This is a genomic window from Geomicrobium sp. JCM 19039 (genome assembly GCF_000698145.1).
Taxonomy (GTDB): domain Bacteria; phylum Bacillota; class Bacilli; order Bacillales; family Marinococcaceae; genus Geomicrobium_A.
Genome location: NZ_BAXB01000001.1, coordinates 131,385 through 154,775 on the forward strand (window position 1 = coordinate 131,385; position 23,391 = coordinate 154,775).

24 protein-coding genes and 4 pseudogenes are annotated in these 23,391 nt (G+C 44.0%); 22 read left to right on the forward strand and 6 right to left on the reverse strand.

All coding sequences use genetic code 11. From position 1 onward, the window contains the following. Positions 1–61 precede the first annotated feature (61 nt). From JCM19039_RS00690 to JCM19039_RS00700, 3 genes are all read right to left on the reverse strand, one after another. Positions 62–517, reverse strand: a complete 456-nt coding sequence (locus tag JCM19039_RS00690; RefSeq protein ID WP_152550036.1) for a hypothetical protein — start codon at positions 515–517, stop codon at positions 62–64. A gap of 209 nt (positions 518–726) precedes the next feature. Beyond that, entirely contained in the window at positions 727–1,383 is a 657-nt protein-coding gene (gene bshB2, locus JCM19039_RS00695) for a bacillithiol biosynthesis deacetylase BshB2 (RefSeq protein WP_042422879.1), read from the reverse strand. A gap of 13 nt (positions 1,384–1,396) precedes the next feature. Further along, positions 1,397–1,750 (reverse strand): YojF family protein, encoded by a 354-nt coding sequence (locus JCM19039_RS00700; protein WP_042422882.1) that lies wholly within the window; start codon positions 1,748–1,750, stop codon positions 1,397–1,399. A 123-nt stretch (positions 1,751–1,873) separates the two neighbouring features. Here JCM19039_RS00700 and JCM19039_RS00705 point away from each other — a divergent pair, with 123 nt between their 5' ends. Together JCM19039_RS00705 and JCM19039_RS00710 are read left to right on the forward strand one after the other, a co-directional pair. Beyond that, positions 1,874–2,635: a sulfite exporter TauE/SafE family protein gene (locus tag JCM19039_RS00705; protein ID WP_052398383.1), complete on the forward strand. Its 762-nt coding sequence runs from the start codon at positions 1,874–1,876 to the stop codon at positions 2,633–2,635. A 15-nt stretch (positions 2,636–2,650) separates the two neighbouring features. Beyond that, positions 2,651–3,019, forward strand: a complete 369-nt coding sequence (locus JCM19039_RS00710; protein WP_052398384.1) for a DUF1992 domain-containing protein — start codon at positions 2,651–2,653, stop codon at positions 3,017–3,019. A gap of 781 nt (positions 3,020–3,800) precedes the next feature. On the opposite strand, the gene JCM19039_RS24115 is transcribed toward JCM19039_RS00710, so the two are convergent. Next, complete coding sequence (locus JCM19039_RS24115) at positions 3,801–3,968, reverse strand: hypothetical protein (RefSeq protein WP_193744105.1); 168 nt, start codon at positions 3,966–3,968, stop codon at positions 3,801–3,803. 378 nt (positions 3,969–4,346) lie between these two features. On the opposite strand from JCM19039_RS24115, the pseudogene JCM19039_RS00720 reads away from it, so the two are divergent. The 16 genes and pseudogenes from JCM19039_RS00720 to JCM19039_RS00775 all read left to right on the forward strand — a co-directional run bounded on the left by JCM19039_RS00720 (position 4,347) and on the right by JCM19039_RS00775 (position 17,562). Then, positions 4,347–5,221, forward strand: a pseudogene (locus tag JCM19039_RS00720) (cation diffusion facilitator family transporter). A 313-nt stretch (positions 5,222–5,534) separates the two neighbouring features. Further along, positions 5,535–7,256: a BCCT family transporter gene (locus JCM19039_RS00725; RefSeq protein WP_042422889.1), complete on the forward strand. Its 1,722-nt coding sequence runs from the start codon at positions 5,535–5,537 to the stop codon at positions 7,254–7,256. A gap of 131 nt (positions 7,257–7,387) precedes the next feature. Beyond that, a complete protein-coding gene (locus tag JCM19039_RS26175) occupies positions 7,388–7,516 on the forward strand; it encodes a hypothetical protein (protein WP_255343601.1) in 129 nt (42 codons plus the stop codon). Positions 7,517–7,604: 88 nt separating this feature from the next. After that, positions 7,605–8,858: a threonine synthase gene (gene thrC / locus JCM19039_RS00730; RefSeq protein ID WP_042422892.1), complete on the forward strand. Its 1,254-nt coding sequence runs from the start codon at positions 7,605–7,607 to the stop codon at positions 8,856–8,858. Between the two features lie 29 nt (positions 8,859–8,887). After that, the gene (locus JCM19039_RS00735) at positions 8,888–9,322 is read left to right on the forward strand and encodes an ASCH domain-containing protein (RefSeq protein WP_152550037.1); all 435 of its coding nucleotides are present in this window, start codon (positions 8,888–8,890) and stop codon (positions 9,320–9,322) included. Between the two features lie 203 nt (positions 9,323–9,525). After that, positions 9,526–10,692 carry an ROK family protein gene (locus tag JCM19039_RS00740; protein ID WP_042422897.1) on the forward strand — a complete coding sequence of 389 codons (1,167 nt, stop codon included), beginning with the start codon at positions 9,526–9,528 and terminating at the stop codon, positions 10,690–10,692. A 26-nt stretch (positions 10,693–10,718) separates the two neighbouring features. Continuing rightward, the gene (locus tag JCM19039_RS26975; protein ID WP_307190110.1) at positions 10,719–11,336 is read left to right on the forward strand and encodes a Gfo/Idh/MocA family protein; all 618 of its coding nucleotides are present in this window, start codon (positions 10,719–10,721) and stop codon (positions 11,334–11,336) included. A 26-nt stretch (positions 11,337–11,362) separates the two neighbouring features. Further along, entirely contained in the window at positions 11,363–11,740 is a 378-nt protein-coding gene (locus JCM19039_RS26980) for a Gfo/Idh/MocA family oxidoreductase (RefSeq protein ID WP_307190125.1), read from the forward strand. Beyond that, positions 11,737–12,704, forward strand: a pseudogene (locus tag JCM19039_RS00750) (Gfo/Idh/MocA family protein). Before JCM19039_RS26980 ends, JCM19039_RS00750 begins: the two are co-directional and overlap by 4 nt. A 14-nt stretch (positions 12,705–12,718) precedes the next feature. Next, positions 12,719–13,540 (forward strand): sugar phosphate isomerase/epimerase, encoded by an 822-nt coding sequence (locus JCM19039_RS00755; RefSeq protein ID WP_042422899.1) that lies wholly within the window; start codon positions 12,719–12,721, stop codon positions 13,538–13,540. A gap of 15 nt (positions 13,541–13,555) precedes the next feature. Further along, complete coding sequence (locus tag JCM19039_RS24880; protein ID WP_238544873.1) at positions 13,556–14,143, forward strand: Gfo/Idh/MocA family protein; 588 nt, start codon at positions 13,556–13,558, stop codon at positions 14,141–14,143. A 37-nt stretch (positions 14,144–14,180) separates the two neighbouring features. Next, on the forward strand, positions 14,181–14,516 hold the full coding sequence (locus tag JCM19039_RS24885; RefSeq protein WP_238544874.1) for a hypothetical protein: 336 nt from the start codon (positions 14,181–14,183) through the stop codon (positions 14,514–14,516). Between the two features lie 21 nt (positions 14,517–14,537). Further along, the gene (locus JCM19039_RS00765; protein ID WP_238544875.1) at positions 14,538–15,440 is read left to right on the forward strand and encodes a sugar ABC transporter substrate-binding protein; all 903 of its coding nucleotides are present in this window, start codon (positions 14,538–14,540) and stop codon (positions 15,438–15,440) included. Continuing rightward, positions 15,437–15,799: a hypothetical protein gene (locus JCM19039_RS24890; protein ID WP_238544876.1), complete on the forward strand. Its 363-nt coding sequence runs from the start codon at positions 15,437–15,439 to the stop codon at positions 15,797–15,799. Before JCM19039_RS00765 ends, JCM19039_RS24890 begins: the two co-directional genes overlap by 4 nt. After that, complete coding sequence (locus JCM19039_RS00770) at positions 15,800–16,732, forward strand: carbohydrate ABC transporter permease (RefSeq protein WP_042422902.1); 933 nt, start codon at positions 15,800–15,802, stop codon at positions 16,730–16,732. Between the two features lie 17 nt (positions 16,733–16,749). Further along, positions 16,750–17,562, forward strand: coding sequence for a carbohydrate ABC transporter permease (locus JCM19039_RS00775; RefSeq protein WP_042422905.1), 813 nt, complete (start codon positions 16,750–16,752; stop codon positions 17,560–17,562). Positions 17,563–17,581: 19 nt separating this feature from the next. On the opposite strand, the pseudogene cls reads toward JCM19039_RS00775, so the two are convergent. Then, positions 17,582–19,023 (reverse strand): annotated as a pseudogene (gene cls, locus JCM19039_RS00780) (cardiolipin synthase). 224 nt (positions 19,024–19,247) lie between these two features. Here cls and JCM19039_RS00785 point away from each other — a divergent pair. The 4 genes and pseudogenes from JCM19039_RS00785 to mscL form a co-directional block, all read left to right on the forward strand. Continuing rightward, positions 19,248–19,484 (forward strand): hypothetical protein, encoded by a 237-nt coding sequence (locus tag JCM19039_RS00785; protein ID WP_042422908.1) that lies wholly within the window; start codon positions 19,248–19,250, stop codon positions 19,482–19,484. Between the two features lie 17 nt (positions 19,485–19,501). Next, a complete protein-coding gene (locus JCM19039_RS00790) occupies positions 19,502–20,806 on the forward strand; it encodes an acetamidase/formamidase family protein (protein WP_042422911.1) in 1,305 nt (434 codons plus the stop codon). Between the two features lie 19 nt (positions 20,807–20,825). After that, positions 20,826–21,242: a PaaI family thioesterase gene (locus JCM19039_RS00795; RefSeq protein ID WP_304413201.1), complete on the forward strand. Its 417-nt coding sequence runs from the start codon at positions 20,826–20,828 to the stop codon at positions 21,240–21,242. Positions 21,243–21,283: 41 nt separating this feature from the next. After that, positions 21,284–21,667 (forward strand): annotated as a pseudogene (gene mscL, locus JCM19039_RS00800) (large conductance mechanosensitive channel protein MscL); the annotation flags it as partial. Positions 21,668–22,012: 345 nt separating this feature from the next. Here the strand turns inward: mscL and JCM19039_RS00805 are convergent. Continuing rightward, the gene (locus JCM19039_RS00805; protein WP_042422917.1) at positions 22,013–23,287 is read right to left on the reverse strand and encodes an S-layer homology domain-containing protein; all 1,275 of its coding nucleotides are present in this window, start codon (positions 23,285–23,287) and stop codon (positions 22,013–22,015) included. Positions 23,288–23,391: the final 104 nt, after the last annotated feature.

Here is a 23,391-nt window from a genome sequence, read left to right on the forward strand (position 1 = left end):
CGTGCGGTGTAAATTTTTGGCTGTTCGACGCTTTGTCGAACAGCCAAACATGATTGTGTTGTCAGTGACGAGCGGCATCACGAACGGCGTGGTTTCGCTCAAAGTTGGTTAGATTCGTCCCAGCATTAAATGGGGCAAGAGTATCTTGGTCTAACGGTCGATACCGAACATGAAACTCTTCATCGTATTCAGAAGGCTCATCTTCAGTAACGACTTGCATCCCCCGAATCCACGTTTCCAAATCATAGTTTCCTCGTTCGATAATTTCTGCTAGCATCGACAGCGACTGGGTGAGTTCCGCTAAACAGTCAAGGCCATTGCTTAAAATGATGCCTTTGCGCCGTGCTTTCTGAACAGAATGTTCCATTCGATAGGAATTTTGCTGATACCGGAAATCAATTGAGCAGCCAATTCGGTCCCAGTTAAATTGGAAGTCTTTAATTTTAAGTCGTTTCATCGTCTTTAGAAGTTTACGTTCATACGAATTTTGTTCTTTTAACGGTACCCATTTCAGCAATCCTCTCACCTTCCCTCTCTTGTTATTACACATTTCTGCAAGAACTGAACATCCCCTCTAAATAAGTTTTTACACAAATCGACGGTTTCTAGCATTGCACGTTCGCAAAACGCGAAATGTCTACTGCGGAGAAGGTTTTCTTAGAAAGTAGCATTCGACAAAAAAGCGAGAAACCGTCAAAAAAAATGACAGCTTCTCGCTTCTAGAATTTATTCATCATCAAACGTAAACGTGTGAAATCGTTCATTCTCCAGACGTTCCACAGCCTCTTTATTTCCTTCACGATATAATCGCTCATGCTCAGGAAATGTTGCCCCGAACTGTGAATAATGAGCTTTCAACGTTTGAATCTTTTGTTCGATGTACGGTTTGATGGAATAAACCACATCTGGGTTGTCCTTTGTGATCGCCACGCCCCAAAATCGCGGGCGTGTTTCTTTTGTCATTGAAGCTAGAGCGTTTTTAACAGCTTCCGCTGTTGCATCATGGTCAGGGTGCACACCGTGTTCGGGATAAAATGAGATGACGACGGAAGGGTTTAATTCTTGTACAAGGTCCGTTACAACACTTTCCAATACGCCATCTTCTAGGAATTCCAATGTTTTGTCGCGAAAACCCATCATACGTAGGTCTGTGAGGCCCATCGCTTTTCCAGCTTCAAGTAACTCCCGCTCGCGAATGTCTCGAAGTGATTCACGGGTTGCAATTGGCGGGTTCCCAACGTTTCTCCCCATTTCACCGAGAGTAAGACATGCGTAAGTGAGCGGTGTTCCTTTGGCGACTTGCCCTGCCATCGTACCGGACACCCCAAAGGCTTCGTCGTCCGGATGTGGAAAAATGACAAGGACATGTGTTTCATCGTGCATGTTCAATTCCTCCTTAGTCATATTGAAACGGTTGCTCGGACAATTCAAGTGTAACCGCAATTTTTCCGTCTTGATTGAGGCCTGCGAGAATGAATTGTCCGTTTTGATTTACTTCGTAGTGAGTGAGCCCCTCGCCGTAGATCCAGCCAATTGGCAGTTCTAAACCGACGCGGTAAGGACCATCGCCGCGTATTTTTCCTTGCTTGTACTGAACGTTGGCATTGCGAATGTATGCACTTGCTGAGAAAAATGATTGATCAAAGTGCGAAGCATACGCGCCGTTCGTCGTTTCCAAGTGCAAGTAAAGATCTTTTTCAGCGTATTCTTCAATGAGACGCTGAACATCTTCAGCATTGATTGGTTTCACAGTATTGCCTCCAGTCTAAACAGTTCTTTCGTGTATTATATACGTTGTGCGGACAAAATCCCAATTCTGAGCTTGAGATTTGTGTGATATAGTAAACGAACAGCGAAGATATGAGGGATGTATGTGGATTTACAATTGTGGTCGTATCTCATTATATTTTTTGTCGGCATTGTAGCCGGGGTGATTAATACGGTTTCTGCTGGTGGGTCACTCCTAACGTTGCCGATGTTGATTTTTTTAGGATTGCCGTCATCGGAAGCGAACGGAACAAATCGAGTAGCCATCGTCGTGCAAAGCATCACATCGGTGTTAGCCTTTAGAAAGCGAGGGAAGCTTGAAACGAAAGTGAGTTCCCTCGTGGTATTGCCTGCAATCGTTGGATCCATTCTTGGATCGATGGCAGCGGTGAACATTAGTGATGGATTGTTTCAAATCATCTTAGCGATCACGATGGTCGTCACGATATTTTTTATCGTTTGGGACCCGACAAAACGGTCAGGAAAAGAAATGAACCTCTCACTAAACCGTAAAGCGTTAGGCGCCTTGTTATTTTTAGCGATTGGGTTTTATGGTGGATTTATTCAAGTTGGTGCAGGGTTTTATATCGTACTTACAGCAATGTTTATTTTTCAATTGTCGTTTATTCATGCAAACAGTGTTAAGGTGTTAGTAACGGGTGCGTACATATTCGTCTCACTGCTCGTTTTTGGCTTAAATGGCGAAGTGAACTGGTGGCTCGGTCTCGTACTGGCATTAGGAAATGCAACAGGCGCGTGGATTGGAAGCCAGATTATTATGAGTTCACAAACGAAATGGATTAAGTGGATTTTATTTGCTACGGTACTAGTAATGGCTGCACGTTTACTTTATGAAGCACTAGCTTAAAAGTGGGGTGTACAGATGTCGGATAAGTGGGATCGAAAAGTCGAATCTTCAATTCGCCAAGCAAAAGAGCAAGAAGATTTCCAAAAGCTAAAAGGGCACGGAAAACCATTGTCAGACGAGTATTTAAAGGGCGATACGTTAAATGGGATCTTGAAAAATGCCAACTATGTCCCGCCTTGGCTCGAGTTTCAACATGAGATTCGAGACGATATTAAAGCAGTCATTGACGAGCAGAAAATGCTCACGGAGTCGCAAAAGGAGCAGCGGCTTACCGAAGTGAATGAGAAGATTAAAAAGTACAACCGAATGGTACCCGTTCCGTCACTGCAGAAGATGAGAATCTTCGCCGAGTCGATGGAACGTCAATATGAAAAATGGAAGTAGACGAGGCCGCCCGATACGTGGGCGGCCTTTTTTTAGTGTTTATTCTAATCTGGAGTTTGCAAGGGATGATACGTTTCGTAGGCGTTAGACGAGCTTGAGTATAGATGACTGAAACTATACAGGATGAACTAAAGCAATTCGCTGAATCCTATGGTAGAGATCGCTATTTTTAGGTGAACACCTACATATTGACTACCTATGTTCGTCTTTTCATTTCTAAAGTTTCGGTGTGATCGTTGTTCATCCTTGAGATGGTTGCGGGGAAAAATAGAAACTTTTGCCGCAAGGTAAAAAGACTTGAACAGTAGTCATCACCTGGCGCAAGGACCGTGACGACCCTGACTTTTTAAGTGACAATCCAGCCTCAAACAGTGTGCCTTAGGGCTCAACAGTCACTTATTTTTCTCTTTGTGACAGTTGACGAAGTATATGTGACAATCCATTTTAAAAATGGTGACTTTTCCTTGCTCAAGTGTCTCATAAAATCGTTTATGGGACACTTGGAGTTCTTTCCCGAGCCAGTAGACAGCAAAGTGAACCGATGTCGCCTTCGTGCTCTGGAGTATAGAGAAAACACGGTGAGCGTACTTTGGTCACCGATGTTGCACTTGTGCTCTGGAGTAAAAGCTTCTGCTCGTAGTGGAATGCAAGAACCAATAGTGCAAATTAAAAAAATCAAAAGTTTAACCTATATTGATGAAAAATTCTGTTGGCTTACAACAAATGCGACAAACTACGCCCGACACCTACCGTACAGTGCGTAAAAAATGATGCATCGAATTCAGCGTAAAAGTACAAGAACGGTTGTGACAAGCTCCGTTCCAATCGGCAGCGCGCCCCACATAAGCAGTAAAGATGTGATGGTTAAGCTAAGCTTTAACGCTGGAGAATTACTCTTTACGATAGCTCTCACACCGTACAAGCTCAAACCAACTACCCATACAGCCATGATCAAGAAAAATTCCGGTGCGACAAAGGTTTCCGGACTGTTGCTCTCAGAAATAAACCCTGCAGCGAATCAAGAACTAAATAATAGTGAAACGGTGCCAGTAATGATGACGTTTATAATCATAATGATAATGATATGATACATTGTAACCCCTCCTTCTGAATCGTAAAAATATATAATTTAGATTATTCCAAATCAACACGCAGAATGGAAGCCATGATGATGTAAGAGTACAAAGGCTGTGCATAGTTTTTGCCCACTTGCAACAATATATAGGTGCATCAACTTGTCTGTGGGTAGCGAAAAAGGTTGCTGTAGACCCACTCATATAGCGATTGCTACGATACATATACATAGTCTGTTGGAGGAGGTTGACTGATGGGACGATATGAACGATTGCGAGAAGGGGAGAAAGGCGCGTGGTTAAGCATTGCTACGTACCTCGGTCTAGCTGGTGTGAAACTCACAATTGGCTATATGTTTTTTTCTCAGGCGTTAATCGCAGATGGATATAATAATGCGGCAGATATCGTTGTATCGATTGCTGTTCTCGTTGGGCTTCGAATTTCGCAAAAGCTCCAGATCAGGACCATCCTTACGGGCATTTTCGCGCTGAGAGCATTGCAGCACTGCTTGCAGCGTTTATCATTATGGTTGTTGGCTTCCAAGTATTATGGGGGGCAGGAACCTCATTGTTTGGAGAAACGAGGACTGAATCACCGAATCTGATTGCGGCCTGGGTAGCGATCGGAGCTGCAACGATAATGTTTGCAGTATCGTGGTATAACAAACGTCTCGCCAAGAAGATTAATAGCCAAGGGTTACTTGCTGTATCAAAAGACAACCGAGTGGATGCGTTTGTAAGCGTTGGGGCATTTATCGGAATTATTGCGGCGTATTTTCACTTAGGATGGGTCGATTCATTAGCTGCACTCATCATCGGTCTTGTGATTTGTTATACAGCTTGGCACATTTTTCGAGATGCGGCACACTCACTATCGGATGGGTTTCATGAAGAGGATTTAACGCCGTACCGTGCGACAATTGAAGAATTAGAACATGTACATGGATTGAAGATGATACGGGCACGAAAGCAAGGTAGCTCGATCCACGCTGATGTCGTTATTGAGGTCGAACCCCACCTTAGTGTAGAAGATAGTCATGAAATTGCAACTCAGATTGAAAACAACCTTAAAAATGAACATGAAATTGATCATACAAATGTGCATGTCGAACCTAAACGTAAAAAGTAATGAATCCAGGGGTATGTAAAAAATATAAGCGGATACAGGGCAAGGATGTAAGTGTTTACAGCAAGATTCGCATGTTTACAACTTCACAAACATGTGAGAAAATGTCGCTTGTGCTCATTGACATTTGGAAAGATTTGTCGAATATAGGTTTAAAGTCGGTTGAAAAAAGGGAAACACCTATAACTGTTGCTTAATACTTTTACGTAAAAAGGAGAGGATATGAACGACACGCTAGTTTGGGTTGTACATAATTTACCGTCTTTTTCAATCCAAATTGGTTAATAATATTCCAAAGACGATTTAGAGGAGGTTTATTGTGAAAAATAACAAATTAAGTATTGTCTTTTGGGTCTCTCTAGCTATTGCGGGCGTTTTTATTCTTTGGGGAGTTTTTCTTCCTGGCAATGTAGAGACAGTATTAGGATTTATTGATGGATTTTTAGCGAACAACTTTGGTTGGGTGTATATTATTGCAACAACCTTGTTTGTGTTACTCGCCTTGTTTCTCATATTTGGACCTTACGGGCGCATTCGATTAGGAAAGCCTGATGAAAGGCCGGAATACAGTTACTTTACATGGTTTGCTTTTCTGTTTACAGCAGGAATGGGTGTTGGCTTGGTGTTTTTTGGAATATCAGAACCGCTCACACATTATCACAATCCACCAGTAGTTGACCCGGGTACGGCTGCGGCTTTTGAGGAATCCACAAGATATACGCTGTTTCATTGGGGTTTTCATCCTTGGGCTACATACGCCATCGTTGCACTAACCCTAGCGTACTTTAAGTTTCGCCACCAAGCACCGGCGTTAATCAGCTCAGCGTTCACACCCCTCATTGGGCATCGAGCTCAAGGTGGCCTTGGACATAGTATTGATGTACTTGCTGTGTTTGCGACAATTTTCGGTATTGCAACGTCTCTTGGTTTGGGTGCATCGCAAATTACTGCAGGTCTAAGTTACACGTTTGATGGGATTAGTAATACGACAGCAACGACGATGATCGTAATTGCTGTAGTTACTGTTATCTTTATCATTTCCGCTTCAACGGGTGTTGATCGAGGCATTCGATATTTAAGTTGGATGAACATCGTTGTAGCAATTGCACTTATGTTCTTTGTATTCATTCTCGGTTCAACTGTGCAAATGATAGAGTCCCTTACAACAAACCTAGGTACTTACATCCAGAATATACCGCAAATGACCTTAGGTATGAATGCATTTGAAGGTGACCGTGAGTTCTTAAATGATTGGACTTTGTTTTATTGGGCCTGGTGGATCGGTTGGTCTCCGTTTGTAGGTACATTTATTGCTCGTGTATCTAGAGGCCGTACAATTCGAGAGTTTGTCATTGGTGTTACAGCAGTACCAGTATTGTTTAGTGCAGTATGGTTCTCTATTTTCGGTGTTGCCGGTATTGAGATGGATAATGCACTCGGTGGCGGTTTGTATGAAATCGTTAGTGAACAAGGAAACGAAGTTGCCTTATTTGCTTTCCTAGAGCAGTATCCTTGGAGCCCTGTCATTATGGGTATAGCAATTCTTCTAATTTCTTCATTCTTTATTACTTCAGCCGATGCGGCAACGTTCGTATTGGGAATGTTAACGACCGGTGGTCGGCTAAACCCACAAGTGAAGATTAAAGTCATCTGGGGTGTGATCCTTTCTGCGACAGCAGCGGCATTGCTTCTGTCAGGTGGATTGCAAGCGTTAGAGATGGCGATGTTGATTGCCGCGTTCCCGTTCACCTTTGTCGTTTTGTTCATGGCGATATCCTTACTCAAAGCGTTAAGTGGCGAGTACGACATCTTAAGGTTGGAGAGCAAGCATAAAGAATATGAACCGTCATTCCTTAAAGAATCGAAGGCAGAGCTTAAAGAAAAGCGTGAAGAATTTGAGCAAGGAATGCCAGATGAGTTAATTGATGATACGGAAGAAACATACGAAGAAACAATTGAAGAAGAAACAAATGAAGAAGAAACAAATGAAGAAGAAACAAATGAAGAAACAAATGAAGAAACAAAAGATAACAAGTAACTTCATTGGAGTGGAGAAAGGTGAGTCATCACCGTTTCTCCATTTTTTTATTAATATTTTTTTGGAATATATGTAACCAATAACTGGGAAGAGCGACTGATCCAATAGGAAGAATAAAGGAGCTCTGACGGATGAGAAAGAATAAATGGTTCATTGCATTTTCTTTGCTAATTGCAATGGCGGCCAGTTGCAGTGTAGAAGCAAATCAAAACCATGTGAATAACAAGCAACCATCCGAAGTTATTGAATTAAAACAATAATCCAATTCAGAAAATATCCATTGCTTTATAAGACAACCTTTCTTATGCTAGAAAGAACTAGCAAAAGCAAAGGTGGCGTCTGTTCAACATGAAATTACAATGTGTCGACTGCGGGAATACATACTCAGTGAATAACTTTCAATACCAATGTGAATGTGGAGGGCTTTTTGACATCGTTCACAACTTTGAAGGTGTGGATGCAGAAAAGTTAAAACATACGTTCCACGAACGGTTAGCTGAGCGAATGACGCCATTAGCAAGCGGTGTGTGGCGCTACAAAGAACTGATCTTCCCTGAAGTACAAGAAGAGCACATGGTGACGAAGTACGAAGGGAATACCGGGTTATATCATTCCGCACAGGTGCGTTCGTACACAGGAATGAAAGAGAGCGTCTTGCTTAAAGCTCAAAGTGAAAATCCTAGTGGTTCCTTTAAAGATAATGGCATGGCGGTTGCAGTTTCTCACGGAAGAAGCCTTGGATATAATAAATTTACATGTACGTCTACAGGGAATACTTCATCATCGCTTGCGATGTACAGTTCAATGGCTGGGTGTAAATCATACGTGTTCGTCCCAAATAAGAACATCTCGATGAACAAAGTGATGCAAACGATCGCTTACGGGGCAAAAGTATTTAGCACTGATGGTAAGTACGATGAAGGTATTGAGTTTTTGCAGCAATACAGTGAGGAACTTGGTCTTTATGTTTGCAACTCCATTAATCCGTTCCGCATCGAGGGCCAAAAAAGCATCGTCTTTGAGCTCGCCCAATATTTAGATTGGAAGTTGCCTGACTGGATCATTGTTCCAGGCGGAGCACTTAGCAATAGTACAGCTCTTGGGAAAGGCTTGCAAGACTTATACGAGCTAGGGTTTATCGACAAACTTCCACGAGTGGCGATCGTGCAAGCCGAGGGGGCAAGCCCTTTTCACCGAATGATGGCGACAGGCTCGCCGTATGAGCCTGAACGTGAGCCAAATACCGTTGCCAGTGCGTTAAATATTGGCAACCCGCCGAGCTGGAAAAAAGCAGCGCGGGTGTTAAAGGAAACTGACGGAGTGACCGTTGCAGTGACCGACGAAGAAATCCTAAATGCAAAAGCTGTCATTGACCAAAGTGGTATAGGGTGCGAACCCGCATCTGCTGCGACAGTTGCCGGTCTAAAAAAGCTCGTCGATAACCAAACTATTGATAAAGAAGAGCAGGCATTATGTATACTAACTGGAAATATGTTGAAAGATACAGACGTCTTAAAGAAATATCATACCGAACAACATGTGTTTAGTAACCCAATTGTTAAGACGCTACTTACAAAAGAAGAAATCGCAACAGAGCTATAGAGAGGTGAATCAATGGTGGTTGAACAATTTTGGAACGAGTACAAGAAGCAAAACCGAATGCGCCTGAACACCCTCCAGAGGCATGGAGCTTTGGCAGTGGGGCGGATATGGCCAATGAATTATTAGAACTTGCACTTACAGGCAGAAAGACAGCAACTTGCTCACTTCATGCTTTGTATGAAATTGACGATGAGGCGATTCCAGAAGTGGGTGGCTACAACATTATTCTTGATGGAGCGGGTGAGCCTACAGCGATTACTCGCCAGACATCTGTTGAAATCATCCCATTTAACGAAGTTGGCGAAGATTTTGCCCGAGCAGAAGGAGAAGGCGATCTAAGTTACTCGTATTGGCATGATGGACATGTTCGATACTTTTCTGAGCTACTAGAAACGTATGGTCGAACGTTTGACCCAACAATGTTACTCGTTTGTGAACGATTTGAGCTGTGTATGACTAGGTAAGATCATTAGCGTTGCAAGGTCCCCCCTTGTGGCGCTTTTTTATGTACTTTTTATTTTATTTGTTGGAAGTTGGGTCTTAAGTCATCGTTATCACAGAAATTTTATGCTATTCAGAAAAATACTAGACAGTTGAACCGACTTCCTGTACTATACTTTTTAAAGTTAGTGTTAAAAGATCGGGAAAGGGGTGGATACGTGTTCGCATGCTGAATCGAATTGCATCGCAAGTGTTTCATACCATACGTTTACAGAGAAAAGCATCAAAAAATCTCATCAGTGTACAAAATGATGTGAGTGCAACGACAGTAAATACGGTCGTTCAAAACCTTTTAGAAAACAATTTCATTCAAGAAGACGGCATCGGTCACTCGACAGGTGGAAGAAAGCCGCTGCTTTATAAAGTGAATGATGATATTCGATATGTGATCTGTGCTTCTTTGAAAGATTATACGATGACATTTGCTAAAGTGTCGCTTGGAGGCGTTGTGCTGGATCGAAAGACCGGCAGGGTGGAATCGTTAACTGGAGAAGCTTATATTCAGAATTTTTTACAAACACTCGATCAATTTATCGTTCATTTGGATGATTGTATGGCGATTTCGGTCATTTTGCCAGGTGTAATTGAAGCTGATCGTGGTGTGGTGTTGTACAACGCACAACTAAAAATTTATGAGTACCCATTAAAGCAATCGCTTCAACAGCTTTACGCGGTCCCTATCTATATCGAGAATGATACGAATTCATTTGTTACAGCAGAGCGTTACATGGGCGCATTGCATGAAGAGAATATGCTCTACGTTACGATTGGCGATGGTGTGGGTGGAGGTTTACTCGTCAACGGTTCCATTCATCGAGGCCAACATGGTGCGGCAGGAGAAATTGGGCACATGACCGTCGTTCAAAATGGAGTGCTATGCTCATGCAACAACCGTGGCTGTTTAGAAAGCTATGTGAGTTGGCCGGCGATACGAGGCCGGATTATTTCCTTGTTAATGGCAAGAAGATCAGACACGTGCCTACATGAATGGGTGGGCAATCAATATGAGAAGATTACACCTGAAATGTTTATCCGAGCCGTGCAAAACAACGATCCCCTTTCCGTTGTCATTAACAATGAAGTCGCAGAATATGTGGCAACCGCGTTTATCAATGTTCTTCACTTGTTAAGCCCGGATACGATTGTATTAAGCGGCAAAGTCGTGCAAGGGAATGATCAGTTGGTAAAGAAAGTTCAACAAATTGTTGAAGAGAGGAAGTTACCTGCGCTAGCTAGCAAAACGAATATTAAACTAACGTCATTGAGTGAGGAAGTTGAACTCTTTGGGGCACTATCTGTCGCCTGTTCTGATCAAATTCCATTTGCTCAATAGCAAATCAATTATTAGGAGGGAAACACATGCAACGTACACTTGTCATCGGGTTAGGAACGATGGGTTCTGTTCATACGAAAGCGTTCTATGAGATGCCAGACGCAGAACTTGTTGGAGTTGTGGACCGTAATCCGGAAAAGCGTCATCAGTTTTCAGAACGTTATGAAACAAATGAATACGAAACATTTCAAGAAGCGCTAATACAATTGAATGAACGTATTGATGTGGTCTCCATTTGTCTACCAACTGATGAGCATCCTGAATACGTCAAGCAAGCCGCTGATGCGGGTATTCATGTGATTTGTGAGAAGCCGATCGCAAGAACACCAGAATTAGCGAGAGAGTTAATTGATTATTGCAAAGCAAAGAAAGTTCAATTATTTGTTGGACATGTCGTCCGCTTTTTCCAAGAGTATGTTGAAGCGAAGAAAATAATTGATTCAGGTGCGATTGGTACGATCAATGTTGTTCGGACAAGGCGTGGTGGTGCATTTCCCCAAGTACCAAGTGATTGGTATAGTGACTACTCGAGGAGCGGTGGACTTGTTCTCGATACAATTATCCACGACTTTGACTTTTTACGCTGGTGTTTTGGAGATGTTACGCGGGTGTATGCAAAGAGCATTGCTGGACCAAAGGCGTAAATGAGAAAAAACGGGACTATGCATTGGTGACGTTGCGGTTTTCAAGTGGCGTCATCGCTCATGTGGAAGGAACGTGGGCGCATCGCCAGTTTTCAACGGCATTTGAGTTCTCCGGTACCGATGGTGTCATTGATTACGATAGTCAAAAACAAAAAGCCGTCATGACAGAAATTCACCAGACTGAAGGTAGTGGTGCTGGAGTTGCTGTCCCAGAAAGCCCGTTACAACTCTCCCCATATGACCGAGAACTTAGGCATTTTATTTCATGCATTGAAACCGGCTCTGAACCGGTCGTCACCGCTGAAGATGCGTATGAAGCCGTCGTCATTTCGCATGCTGCACTTGCGTCTATTGCCGATGGTGACGTTGTTGAAATTACTGCAGAAGGAGTGAAGTTGTCATGAGAGTAGGAATTATAAGTTTTGCTCATGGGCATGCGAATGCATATGCCGATGCACTCGTAAATATACCAGATGTTGAACTTGTCGGAATTGCAGATGATGACCGTGAGCGTGGCCAAGCGGCGGCTAATCGTTTTAAAACAGACTACTTTTCTTCCTACGATGCATTGTTAAAGGCGAGCGTGAATGCTGTAATCATTACTTCAGAAAACAGCCGTCATCGTGAGCATGTAGAAGCTGCAGCTTTGGCAGGTGTGGCCGTACTTTGCGAGAAGCCGCTTGCGCCGACAGCCGAAGATGCTAAAGCGATGATTAATGCTTGTAAACAGGCAGGGGTCTTATTGCAAACCGCGTTCCCTGTTCGTTTTAATGAAGCGATAAAACGTGCTAGAAACGTCATTCAAGAAGACAAAATTGGCGAGATTGTCGCCATTAAAGGAACGAATCGTGGGAAAAATCCAGGCGGGTGGTTTGTGGACAAATCGTCTTCCGGTGGCGGAGCTGTAATGGACCATACCGTACACGTCGCAGATATTATCCGCTGGATTACAGAGAAAGAATTTACACACGTGTATGCCGAAATTGAACAAACTGCGAAGAGTACGATCGACGACAGTGGCATCTTAACGATGACGTTGGAGGACGGGTCTTTTGCGACGCTTGATTGTAGTTGGTCACGTCCGAGTAATTTTCCGACGTGGGGCGATGTCACGATTGAATTTATAGGAACGGATGGAACGTTATTTGTCGATGCTTTTGCCCAGAAATTTGATGTGTATCACAGCAATGGACTGCAATGGACGTTCTGGGGCGATGATATGGATGCAGGCCTCGTTAAGGATTTTGTCGGTGCTGTTCGTGCAAATCGCGCACCTTCCATTACAGGGATGATGGGCTACGCACGGTAGAAGTCGCATTGGCGGCTTATGAATCTAGCAAACAAAAACGACCTGTAGCCATTACGTAAAGGAGGCGTCTGACATGCAAACGGGACTTAATCAATGGTGTTTTCCAGAAGGTACACCGCTTGAAGATGTGTTTTCATGGACGAAAGAAGCCGGGATGGATGTTGTGGAGCTGAATGTTGGAGAACCAGGCAGTGTCGGACTAACAACGGAAACGACAGCCGAAGAAGCGACTGCCATCAAACAGTTGGCCGATCGTTTTGATATTCGATTGCGGAGCTTATCGACCGCACTTTTATGGAAAACTCCACTGTCAGCAAATGATGAAAACATTCGTGAAAAAGGCAAAGAGGTCGTGAGAAAGATGTTGACCTTGGCTGACGTGATGGAGATGGAGACGATCCTCGTCGTCCCAGGCGTTGTTACAAAAGATGTATCCTATCGTGACTGTTACGAGCGTGCCCAAACGGCTTTACGAGAGTTGGCCCCTTACGCTGAACGAGCGAATATTTCCATCGGTGTAGAAAATGTATGGAATCGCTTCTTACTGTCTCCGATGGAAATGGCAGCGTTTATTGACGGTTGTGAATCCCCATTTGTCGGTGCATATTTTGACGTCGGTAATGTATTGCAGTTTGGTTATCCAGAACAGTGGATTGAAATTTTGAATGAGCGCATTTTGAAAGTGCACGTCAAAGATTTTAAGACGAGTACAGGAAACATTACAGGGTTCACTAACCTTCTATCTGGAGATGTCGATTGGGAAAAGGTGGCGAATGCTCTTAGAGAAATTGGTTATGACAGCACGATCGTGGCAGAACTGAGCCCGTATGACACTTCAGCCAAAGCGTTGGCGATAGACACGGCCCATCATATGGACGTCATCTTTAGTCACTGATTTAAGGAGGATCGTATGAACACACTTCGAATTGGTTTTATCGGTGCAGGTGGTGTTGCACGCGTGCACATGAAAAACATTGCCGAAATTGAACATACTTCGATTGTGGCGGTTACCGATATTCATTCAGAAGCTGCAAAAAGAGCAGCTTCTGAATATAAAGCACGAGCGTATGCAGATGCTGAACAGATGATGGATAAAGAGAACTTGGACGCAATTTTTCTTTGTGTACCACCGTTTGCGCACAGTGACTTGGAAGAAAAAGTTGTCGCTCGTAACATTCATTTGATGGTAGAAAAGCCGGTAGAGCTCGAATTGTCCCGGGCAAAAGAAAAAGCCGAAATGATTGAATGTTCAGGTATTATTAACGCCTCGGGATATTGTCTAAGGTATTGGGATCTCATAGCGAAGGCGAAAGAACTGCTCGGTGATCAAACGGTGGCGATGGTTAGAGGTCAATACTTGAGTTCGTTTGTTAACACACCTTGGTATCGGCATCAAGAAAAGTCCGGGGGACAATTAGTTGAACAGTCCACCACATTGTGGACCTTGTTCGCTATCTCGCAGGAGACGTTAAAACCGTCAGTGCTGACATGGCACTAACGGTTTCCAAAGAAATTGAAGCTTGGATATTCCTGATGTGAGTTCAGTAAACATGCGCCTTCACTCAGGAGCCATCGCCAATCTAACGAGTACATTTACGCAGCCGGATCATCGCATGGGCATTGAGCTTCTCGGGAGGGGATTTCGCATTGAAGTGAGCGGTCGTACGTTAACCTATGTCACCGCAGATGATACGAAGACGATATCATCAGATGAAGATTTCTATAAAGCCCAAGATCAAGCGTTCATCGAAGCCGTGCGGCAAGGAGATCAGACACTCGTCAAAGCTTCGTATCAAGAAGGTGTAGACACACTTGCCGTCACACTTGCAGCGAATCAATCCTTTCAGACCGGCAAAATGATACTCATCTAGTCAATTATAAGGAGGGTGGATATGCGTAAGAAAATCGGATTGGCGTGTGTAGCTAGCGTGTTGCTCGTTTCTTGTTCAGGTGAAGAACGCACGCAGGATACGTTGCAGATTGCCCTGTGGGATGAGGATGCCGATGATGCGGTAACAGCCGCCATCGCTTCCTTTAATGAGATTCACCCAGACATTGATGTGCAAGTTACATATACCCCATTCGCACAATATTGGACGAATCTAAGTACAAGCATGGGTGCGGGCAGTGGTCCAGATCTCTTTTGGATGAATGCCGTCAACTTTCATCGCTATGCAGATTCTGGGTTAATTAAAGATCTCGATCCATTCGTTGAAGCGGACGCTGAATACGATAAAGAAGATTACTACGAGAATGCAGTTGAATTGTACAGCTATGAAGATTCTTTGTATGCCGCACCTTATTTTGTCGATGCGATTGCGCTCGTTTATAACAAGGAACTGTTTGATGAAGCGGGTGTCGACTATCCAGATGAAACTTGGACGTGGGAAGACTTAGAAGAAGCCGGGGCAGCATTAACCGATGAAGAAGCAGGAGTTTACGGCTATGGGGCAACCATTACGAGTAATCAAAGAGGCTATTACAACCTCATTCATCAGGCAGGTGGCCAAATTGTGAGCGATGATGGACTGTATTCAGGCTTTGGGACAGAGGCTGCCTTAGAAGCGTTGCAATTCTCAGAGCATCTCATTGAAGAAGGGATTTCACCTGGCGTACGCATGCAAATTGAATCGGCAATGACACAGCTTTTTCAATCTGAGATGGTAGCGATGTATCCAGAGTTGTCCCCGATGCTCGGTGAGGTCGTTGAGGCGCTTGGCGATAAAGTAGAAGTGGCTCCTTTGCCCAGTCATAAAGAAGATGCTCCATCATCCATGGCATTGGATGGGCGATGAACGAAGATGTCGTTGATCCTAGTGTTGCCTGGGACTTATTGCGTGAGCTGACGAGCGAAACTGGAAATGCAGAAATTGCCGACAGTGGTTTTTCCACACCGGCGATGATTTCACAAGGAGAACGCTGGCTGGAGTCTACCCCATCAATCAATTTAGAAGTGTTTCTTGAGGCGCAAGAAACCGGTGCTCCTTACCCGGTGTCAAACAATACAGCCGAGTGGCAACGTGTCGAACAAACCGAGATTCAAGGCGCTTTCTTAGGCCAGAAGACGATTGAAGAAGCGTTAGAAACGGTTGCCAACGAAATGGATCAAATACTTCAAGAAGGCATTGATGTCGAGGAAGAGGGGGATGAGTAGATGGCGAACGTGGCAACGGAGCACCGGACAGGTACACGGCACACGAAGAAAAAGAAATTGCATGACCATAGGTTATGGGCAGTGTTGTTCGTCGGCCCAGTATTCCTTGGGTTGTTCACTTTCTACATGATGCCTGCCCTGGCTTCATTTGGACTCGCCTTTACGTTTTGGGACGGGCTTACTGCCCCATCTTTTGCAGGACTGGATAATATCATCGCTCTTTTTAACAGTGATATCTTCATGCGCTCACTCGTAAACACCATCGTTTTTACAGGGGTAGCTGTACCTGTCACCGTATCGTTGGCTACGATGATTGCGGTTTTGCTCAATCAACGAATTAAAGGCATGATCATTTATCGAACATTGTATTTCTTGCCCGTCGTGACGATGCCTGTAGCGGTAGGAATGGTCTGGTTGTGGCTTTATAACACCGAGTTTGGTCTGATTAACTATGTACTCGGAATCATCGGTTTACCTGAACCAGAGTGGCTCTTTAATCCAAACATTGCCCTTCTTTCGGTGATTGCCGTCTACGTATGGATGACGGTCGGTAACAGTGTCATTTTAATTCTCGCCGGTTTACAAGGGGTATCCACAACTTATTACGAGGCGAGCAAAATTGACGGGGCTTCAAAAATGGATCAGTTTTTTAAGATCACTCTTCCGTTAATTACACCTACACTCTTTTTTGTGACGGTTACTTCAATGATTACGTCACTACAAGTGTTTGACCTTATTTTCGTAATGATCGGTGACACACCTGCGATCGTCAATCCGATTCGGACGATTGTGTACGGCGTGTATGAATCTGGATTTATGTTAAGTCAAATGGGGTATGCATCCGCTCAAGCGTTCATTTTATTCCTAATGATTCTCCTCTTCACAATTATTCAGTTCTGGGGACAGAAGAAGTGGGTGCATTATGATGCGTAAACAAGGGGGTACGAACCATGAAAAGTAAAATCTGGATTCATTTGGTTTTGATTGTTGGTGCGGTTGTCATGGTTGTTCCTTTCTTTTGGATGATCTCTACTTCCTTAAAAACCTATGTGGAATCGGTTCAAATACCTCCAACAATTATGCCGAGTGATCCGCAGTTTTCAAATTATCTAGCCGTTTTTGAAAGTGCGGATTTCTTTCTCTATTATATAAACACGTTCTTAATGACAGCTGGGCGGACACTCGCACAACTGCTCCTCTGTTCAATGGCGGCTTATGCGTTTGCCCGTCTTGTGTTTCCATTTAAGAATACGATTTTCATTCTCATTTTGTCTGTCTTAATGGTCCCGATGCAAGTGATTTTGATTCCTAATTATGCACTTCTCACTGAATTTGGTTGGGTCGATACGTTTTACGCGTTGATTGTACCGGGCATGTTTAGTGCATTTGGAGTGTTTTTACTTCGGCAATTCTTTATGGGTATTCCAAAAGAGTTGGATGAGGCCGCCCTTATCGACGGCTGTTCCCATTGGGGAATCTATTGGCGAATCATCTTACCAAATGCCAAACCGGCACTTGTGGCGCTCGCGATTTTTACAATCTTAAACTCCTGGAATGACTTCCTTTGGCCGCTCGTCATGACCAACTCAGAAAGCATGCGGGTGTTGTCGGTCGGAATTGCTTCTTTCCAAGGCCAGTATAGTACAGACTTTCCACTTCTGATGGCAGCGGCTTTCCTATCTACCATTCCGATGCTTATCATGTTTATCTTCTTGCAAAAACATCTTATCGCTGGCATTTCACTCGGTGGTGTGCGCAGATAACCGTCAGGCTGCTGCTCGTTTATAATAACGGTGACAGCAGCCTGGCAATGTTCTCTTTAATTCGAACCCAATTGGAGCGTTGTTCATATTCTTCCAAAGTTAATTCATGGCAGTCGATGATGTCATCTTGAAACGTTGACTTCATTTTTACGGCCATGTCTTCGTCATACATAAATGTGTTCACCTCGAAATTCAGGCTCACACTGCGTACGTCCATGTTCGTCGTTCCAATCGTACTAATTCGGTCATCGACGACCATCGTTTTTGCATGCAGGAAGCCGCGATCATAAATATAAATCGTCGCACCGATACGAAGTAATTCACCGATATGAAAGTACGTTGCCCAATAAATGAACGGATGATCGGGCTTGTTAGGAATCATGATGCGAACGTCAATCCCACTTAAAATCGCGACACGTAAATTATCAAGTAAACCAATATCGGGAATGAAATAGGGCGTCTGAATGTAAATGTATTTCTTCGCATTCTGGATCATTTGGATGAAGCCATTTTTTACTTGATCGGTCTCAAAGCCAGGCCCGCTTGCAACAATTTGCATCGGTACACCGCCCTTTAAGGATGAGGAGACCGGAACAGCATAATCTTCAAAAGCTTTTGACCGGTACTTCTTTCCTTTATTCCAATCCGAAATAAATTGATCGTGCAGATGGTGAACGGCGCTTCCGGTCATGCGCAAATGAGAATCTCGCCAATAGCCGAGCGCGCTATCCTCCGTATTGTATTTATCCCCGATATTAAACCCGCCGAGGTATCCCACTTTTCCGTCGATAATTCCGAGCTTTCGGTGATTTCGATGATTTAAACTGCCGTACGTGAACATGGAACGCGGCGGGAAAAACGCGCGTGCCCTACCGCCTGCTTCTAAATATCACGCAAATAGCGCTTCGTAATCTTGTATGAACCGAGTCCATCGTACAACAACATCACTTGTACGCCTTGTTTTGCTTTGTCAGTGAGCAGTGAAATGAGCGTATCGCCAAGCTCATCTGTATTAATGGAGAAATATTGCAAATGAATGTAGTTTGTCGCGTCTTTAATGTCCTGGAATAGGGAAGCGAACTTTTGGTCACCGTCAGTCAAAAGATCGACGGACTGCGCGTATGTCAGCGGTGCATGACTATGCGTAAGGTGCATATAGATAAGGCTTTCCAGGCCGTCCATGCTCGGTGATTTACGGTATAATGTTTCCTCTTGAAATGCTTCTCTTTGATGCAACAGTAAGCTGTTTGTTTTGAACAACGCGTTCTCATTCCAAGAACTATTTCTCAATTCACGTCCAAAGATAAAGTAAAGGATTAAACCAACGACAGGGATAAAAAATAGAACCATTAACCATGCCCATGTAGCCTGGGCACTTTTTTGTTCTCGAAAAATAATAATAAGGCCAAAAATAATATTCAAAAGTAAGATGCTTAAAAAAACAATTGCAGGCCAAGACATGCCTCTTTTCACCCTTTCCCTCATTGTTTCAGCATTTCCCTGTGTGGATCGTTTTTAATCACAATCGTGCAAGGGAAATCACGAGTTTTGTCGAATAGTTTAGTAAGAATCACTCCAGTGGTTTATTTTCACATAATCTTCATGGTTTTTCACCTCAACTACAGACGAACTTCAGATCGTTCTTGTACAGTGAACGTATAACCTTTAGAAGGGGATGATTGACCATGAAGAAAATGACAACAGGAATGATTACTTCATTACTTGCGCTTAGTTCAGTTGCTCATATCAGTTACACCGATTCCGATACAAAAGAAAAGCAAGGTACGGCCGTATTCGGATACTACGAGACGGCAACTCCAGCCCTTTCCGAAGACATTGAAGGAACGGTCGAGACGATTGATGAGACAGGGCAAGTGCTCCATGTCGAAGATGTGACCAATACGATAGAATACGTAACATAAAACAGGAGGGTTCATTCATGAAGGATACGAATGCGCATCAAACCGTTTATGTCAACACATTCACAAATGGTCTTTTGGATCCGTCGAGTGAGATGCTCGGTCCAGTAAAAAGTGGCGGATATATCGTTGCGAACACAGCTCCTGGGTGTTGGGGTCCGATGATTACACCGAGCTTACGTGGTGGGCACGAAGTGACCGAGCCGGTGTACGTAGAAGGAGCGGACGTAGGTGACGCCATCGCCATTCGAATTGTCTCAATTCACCCGACATCAATTGCCACCTCTTCGGGGAATGATCAGACAGTTGAGGGGCGATTTTTAGGTGATCCTTTTGTGGCTGCGAAATGTCCTGGCTGTGGAACCGACCACCCAGAGACGAAGATTGATGGCATTGGCAATGGGGCGATTCGTTGCGTAGAATGCGGTGAAGATGTCACCCCGTTCACCTTTACGAATGGATATACGATGACGTTCAATGATACAAAAGATATCGGAATTACTGTTAATAAGGAAGTGGCGGAGAGAATTGCACGAGAAGGTGAGCACTATATGGCTAAACCTGAGAATTCCGTTCAAAACCCCGTCGTCACTTTTGCTCCTCATGATATTGTCGGAATGATTGCTAGATTACGACCATTTCTTGGGCAGTTAGGGACTACTCCGTCTAGAGTGTTACCAGATTCACATAATGCAGGGGATTTTGGCAGTTTTCTCGTAGACGCTCCCCACGAATACAGTGTGACGAAGGAACAACTCGAAGAACGTACAGATGGACATCTCGACGTAAACCGGTTACGCGCAGGTGCCACAATTATATGTCCTGTTAAAGTTCCAGGTGGTGGCGTGTATCTTGGTGACATGCATGCGATGCAAGGGGATGGAGAGATTGCTGGGCATACGACCGATGTTTCAGGCATCGTTACATTACAAGTGGAAGTTATAAAAGGGGTACACACATCTGGCCCCATCCTTCTCCCAGTCGAAGAAGATTTGCCTTTTTTGGCCAAACCGATCACTGAAGCCGAGCGTACGCGTGCCGAAGCGTTAGCGTTGGAGTGGAACATTCCTCAACAGCTCGAAGAGAGTCTGCCCATTTCATTTATCGGTACAGGCGAAGATCTGAATGTGGCTACAGAAAACGGTTTAGCTCGTGCTGCCGAGTTTTTAGGCATTACAGTCCCGGAAGTGATGAACCGCGCGACAGTGAACGGATCCATTGAAATTGGCCGACACCCAGGGGTCGTCACGGTAACGTTTCTCTACCCGGTTGAGAAACTAGAGCGCACAGGAATCCTGAACTACGTTACGGAGCAGTACAAATGATAACAAGGTGGTAATGAAAGTGGGACAAGACTATTTTGAAAATATCGACGGACGTCTCTCGGGCACGATTATTGACCATTTGAATATCGAGTTTATTGAAACCGATCCTGACCGGCTCGTCTTAAAGATGCCGATTACAAAAGCAACGCATCAGCCTGCTGGAATTCTCCACGGCGGGGTGTCAGTCGTTTTGGCCGAAACAGCTGCTTCGGTTGGGACCGCAATCAACATCGACTTGTCAAAAAAGATACCCGTCGGATTAGAGATTAATGCAAATCATGTTCGCAGTAAGCAGGAAGGGGAAGTGTACGCGACGGCAATTCCTGTACATAAAGGGCGAACAACAATGATTTGGGAAATCAAAATTACCGATGAACAAGATAAACTCATTTGCACATCCCGCTGTACAATGGCAGTGATTGATAAAAAAGAGTAGAATAAACACTGAATCAAATGCTGTGGAGGAAATAGACGTGTATGTGGAAAGAATTTAAAGCTTTTATCGCTCAAGGAAATGTGATTGACTTGGCGGTCGCTGTCGTTATCGGCACCGCATTTCAACAAATTGTTAGCGCACTTGTGGACAATATCATTATGCCACTCGTCGGAGTCATTCTTGGTGGTGTGGACTTTTCGACACTCGTCATCGGTGTTGGAGAAGCACAAGTGGAGTACGGCCTGTTCATTCAAGCGATTGTAGACTTCTTCATTATCGCTATGGCCATCTTTATTTTTGTAAAAGTGGCGACTAAACTTATGAAAAAGCGTGAAAATGAAGAAGAGCCAGCACCAGAAGAACCAACGGCGTCTGAACTGTATCTTAAAGAAATTCGCGATCTACTTCATGCTGAGCAAGAAGAGAAACAATCGTCAATCGAAAGTGAGAATGTCGATCTAGCTAGCTCAGAAGATCACGAAGAAGAAACTACCGAGGAACAACCAAAAGACGAGCGCTGACCATACGGTCGACGCTCGTTTTTGGTGACCGTGTCTGTCATTGGCGTTCGAACTTCTATAAGCTGATTTTATCAAAATTGAGCCATTTTTCAGGTAACATCTTACCATAGAACTTTCTATAGTAAGATTTTTAGTTTCTATGGTGTGATTCTCTCCGACTAACTGAGTAAAACAACAAAAATCTTCCCATAGACAGTGCTCTGGGAAGATTTTATTCGTGTAAGCATAGGTTAGAGAAACAACCTAGCTTTAGCGGTGTTCCTTACTTTGAATAATGGCATCTGTTGTTTTCCCGCCGCGCTCATCTGCGAAAAACATAATGGTATAGTCCTCTGTTGCATAGTCATAGGCGTACATCCCGCCTTCACTATCTAGCCTCACACCTTCTGAAACTGTGCCGAAATGTTGATTCAATTCAGTAGGAGTCATGCCAATGTGTGCTCCGAAAATATCGGTCGTTGGGTTACCGATCCAATAACCATTGACCGTAGGATTGTTTGCGAGTTCGTCATAGAAATAGCCATTTTGGTCATAGAAGATATAAGCTCCTCCCATAAACCAATCTTCCACTCGTGGAGTGCCTTTTACCTTTTTCACATCGCTGATCAATGTACCGACCGGCATCATGCCTTCGACGTCACTACTGCCATTACCAATAAATGAAAAACTCAATCTACCTTCTTGATAATAGAGTGTGTATTCAATGCCAAACGTATCGTCTGTCGTCACTAAGCGAATGACTGCAACGTCATCCATCGGTGTCGCATCCAATATGTCGAGATCGTTCGTGAAGGAGAAGTTATCCGGAGATAAGTTCTCAATCGTTTCGGTATAGTGGACATCAAATGTGTTTCGGTCGATTTGCTGAACTCTCGTAATGCCGAGAGCTTCTGTGTATTGAACGCTCAATGAACGATCAATAAAGCTAGCAAATTGTCCACGGCTCACATTTTCTCGTGGTCGAAAGTTCCCATCACTCGTTCGAGTAATCTCGTGTTGGGAGAGGATACCGATATTGGCTTGGTGGGCTTCGCTTGCTCGGTCAATATCGGTAATCGGTTCCTGATTCCCACCTTCAACTATGAGTTCTAGTTCAAAAGCTCGCACGAGAACCGAAGCCATTTGTTCCCGAGATATGTCTTGAAGAGGTGCGAATATCGTGTTTCCTTCACGGCCATTCATAATGCCTGCTTCTTGAACGGCGTAAATCGCTGCAGCGTGCGGGTGTTCGCTTGTAACGTCTGCAAAAAGGTTCTTTGGTAGTGCGCTTTGATCTGGTAGATCAAGTTGCAATGCTCTTGCAATAATGACGGCAACGTGGCCTCGGCTTATGGACGCTTGAGGTTGGTATGTACCGTCGGAGTACCCGTTAATAAATCCGTACTCTGCAACTCTCTCAATGGCTCCATAATGAGTGTGGTTCTCATTCACATCTAAAAACGTCGGGGATTCTGCGGCAATTGTCATTTGTGGCACGAGCGCTAGAGCACTCATCGCCAAGGCGGCTGTTACGCTTCTTTTCATCACATTGCTCCTCACGTGTAGGTATAAAAGCATATATCTCTATTATGCCATAAGTTTGTATAATTTTCTTTGAATTAACGAACGAAAAACTCTAGACCAATAGA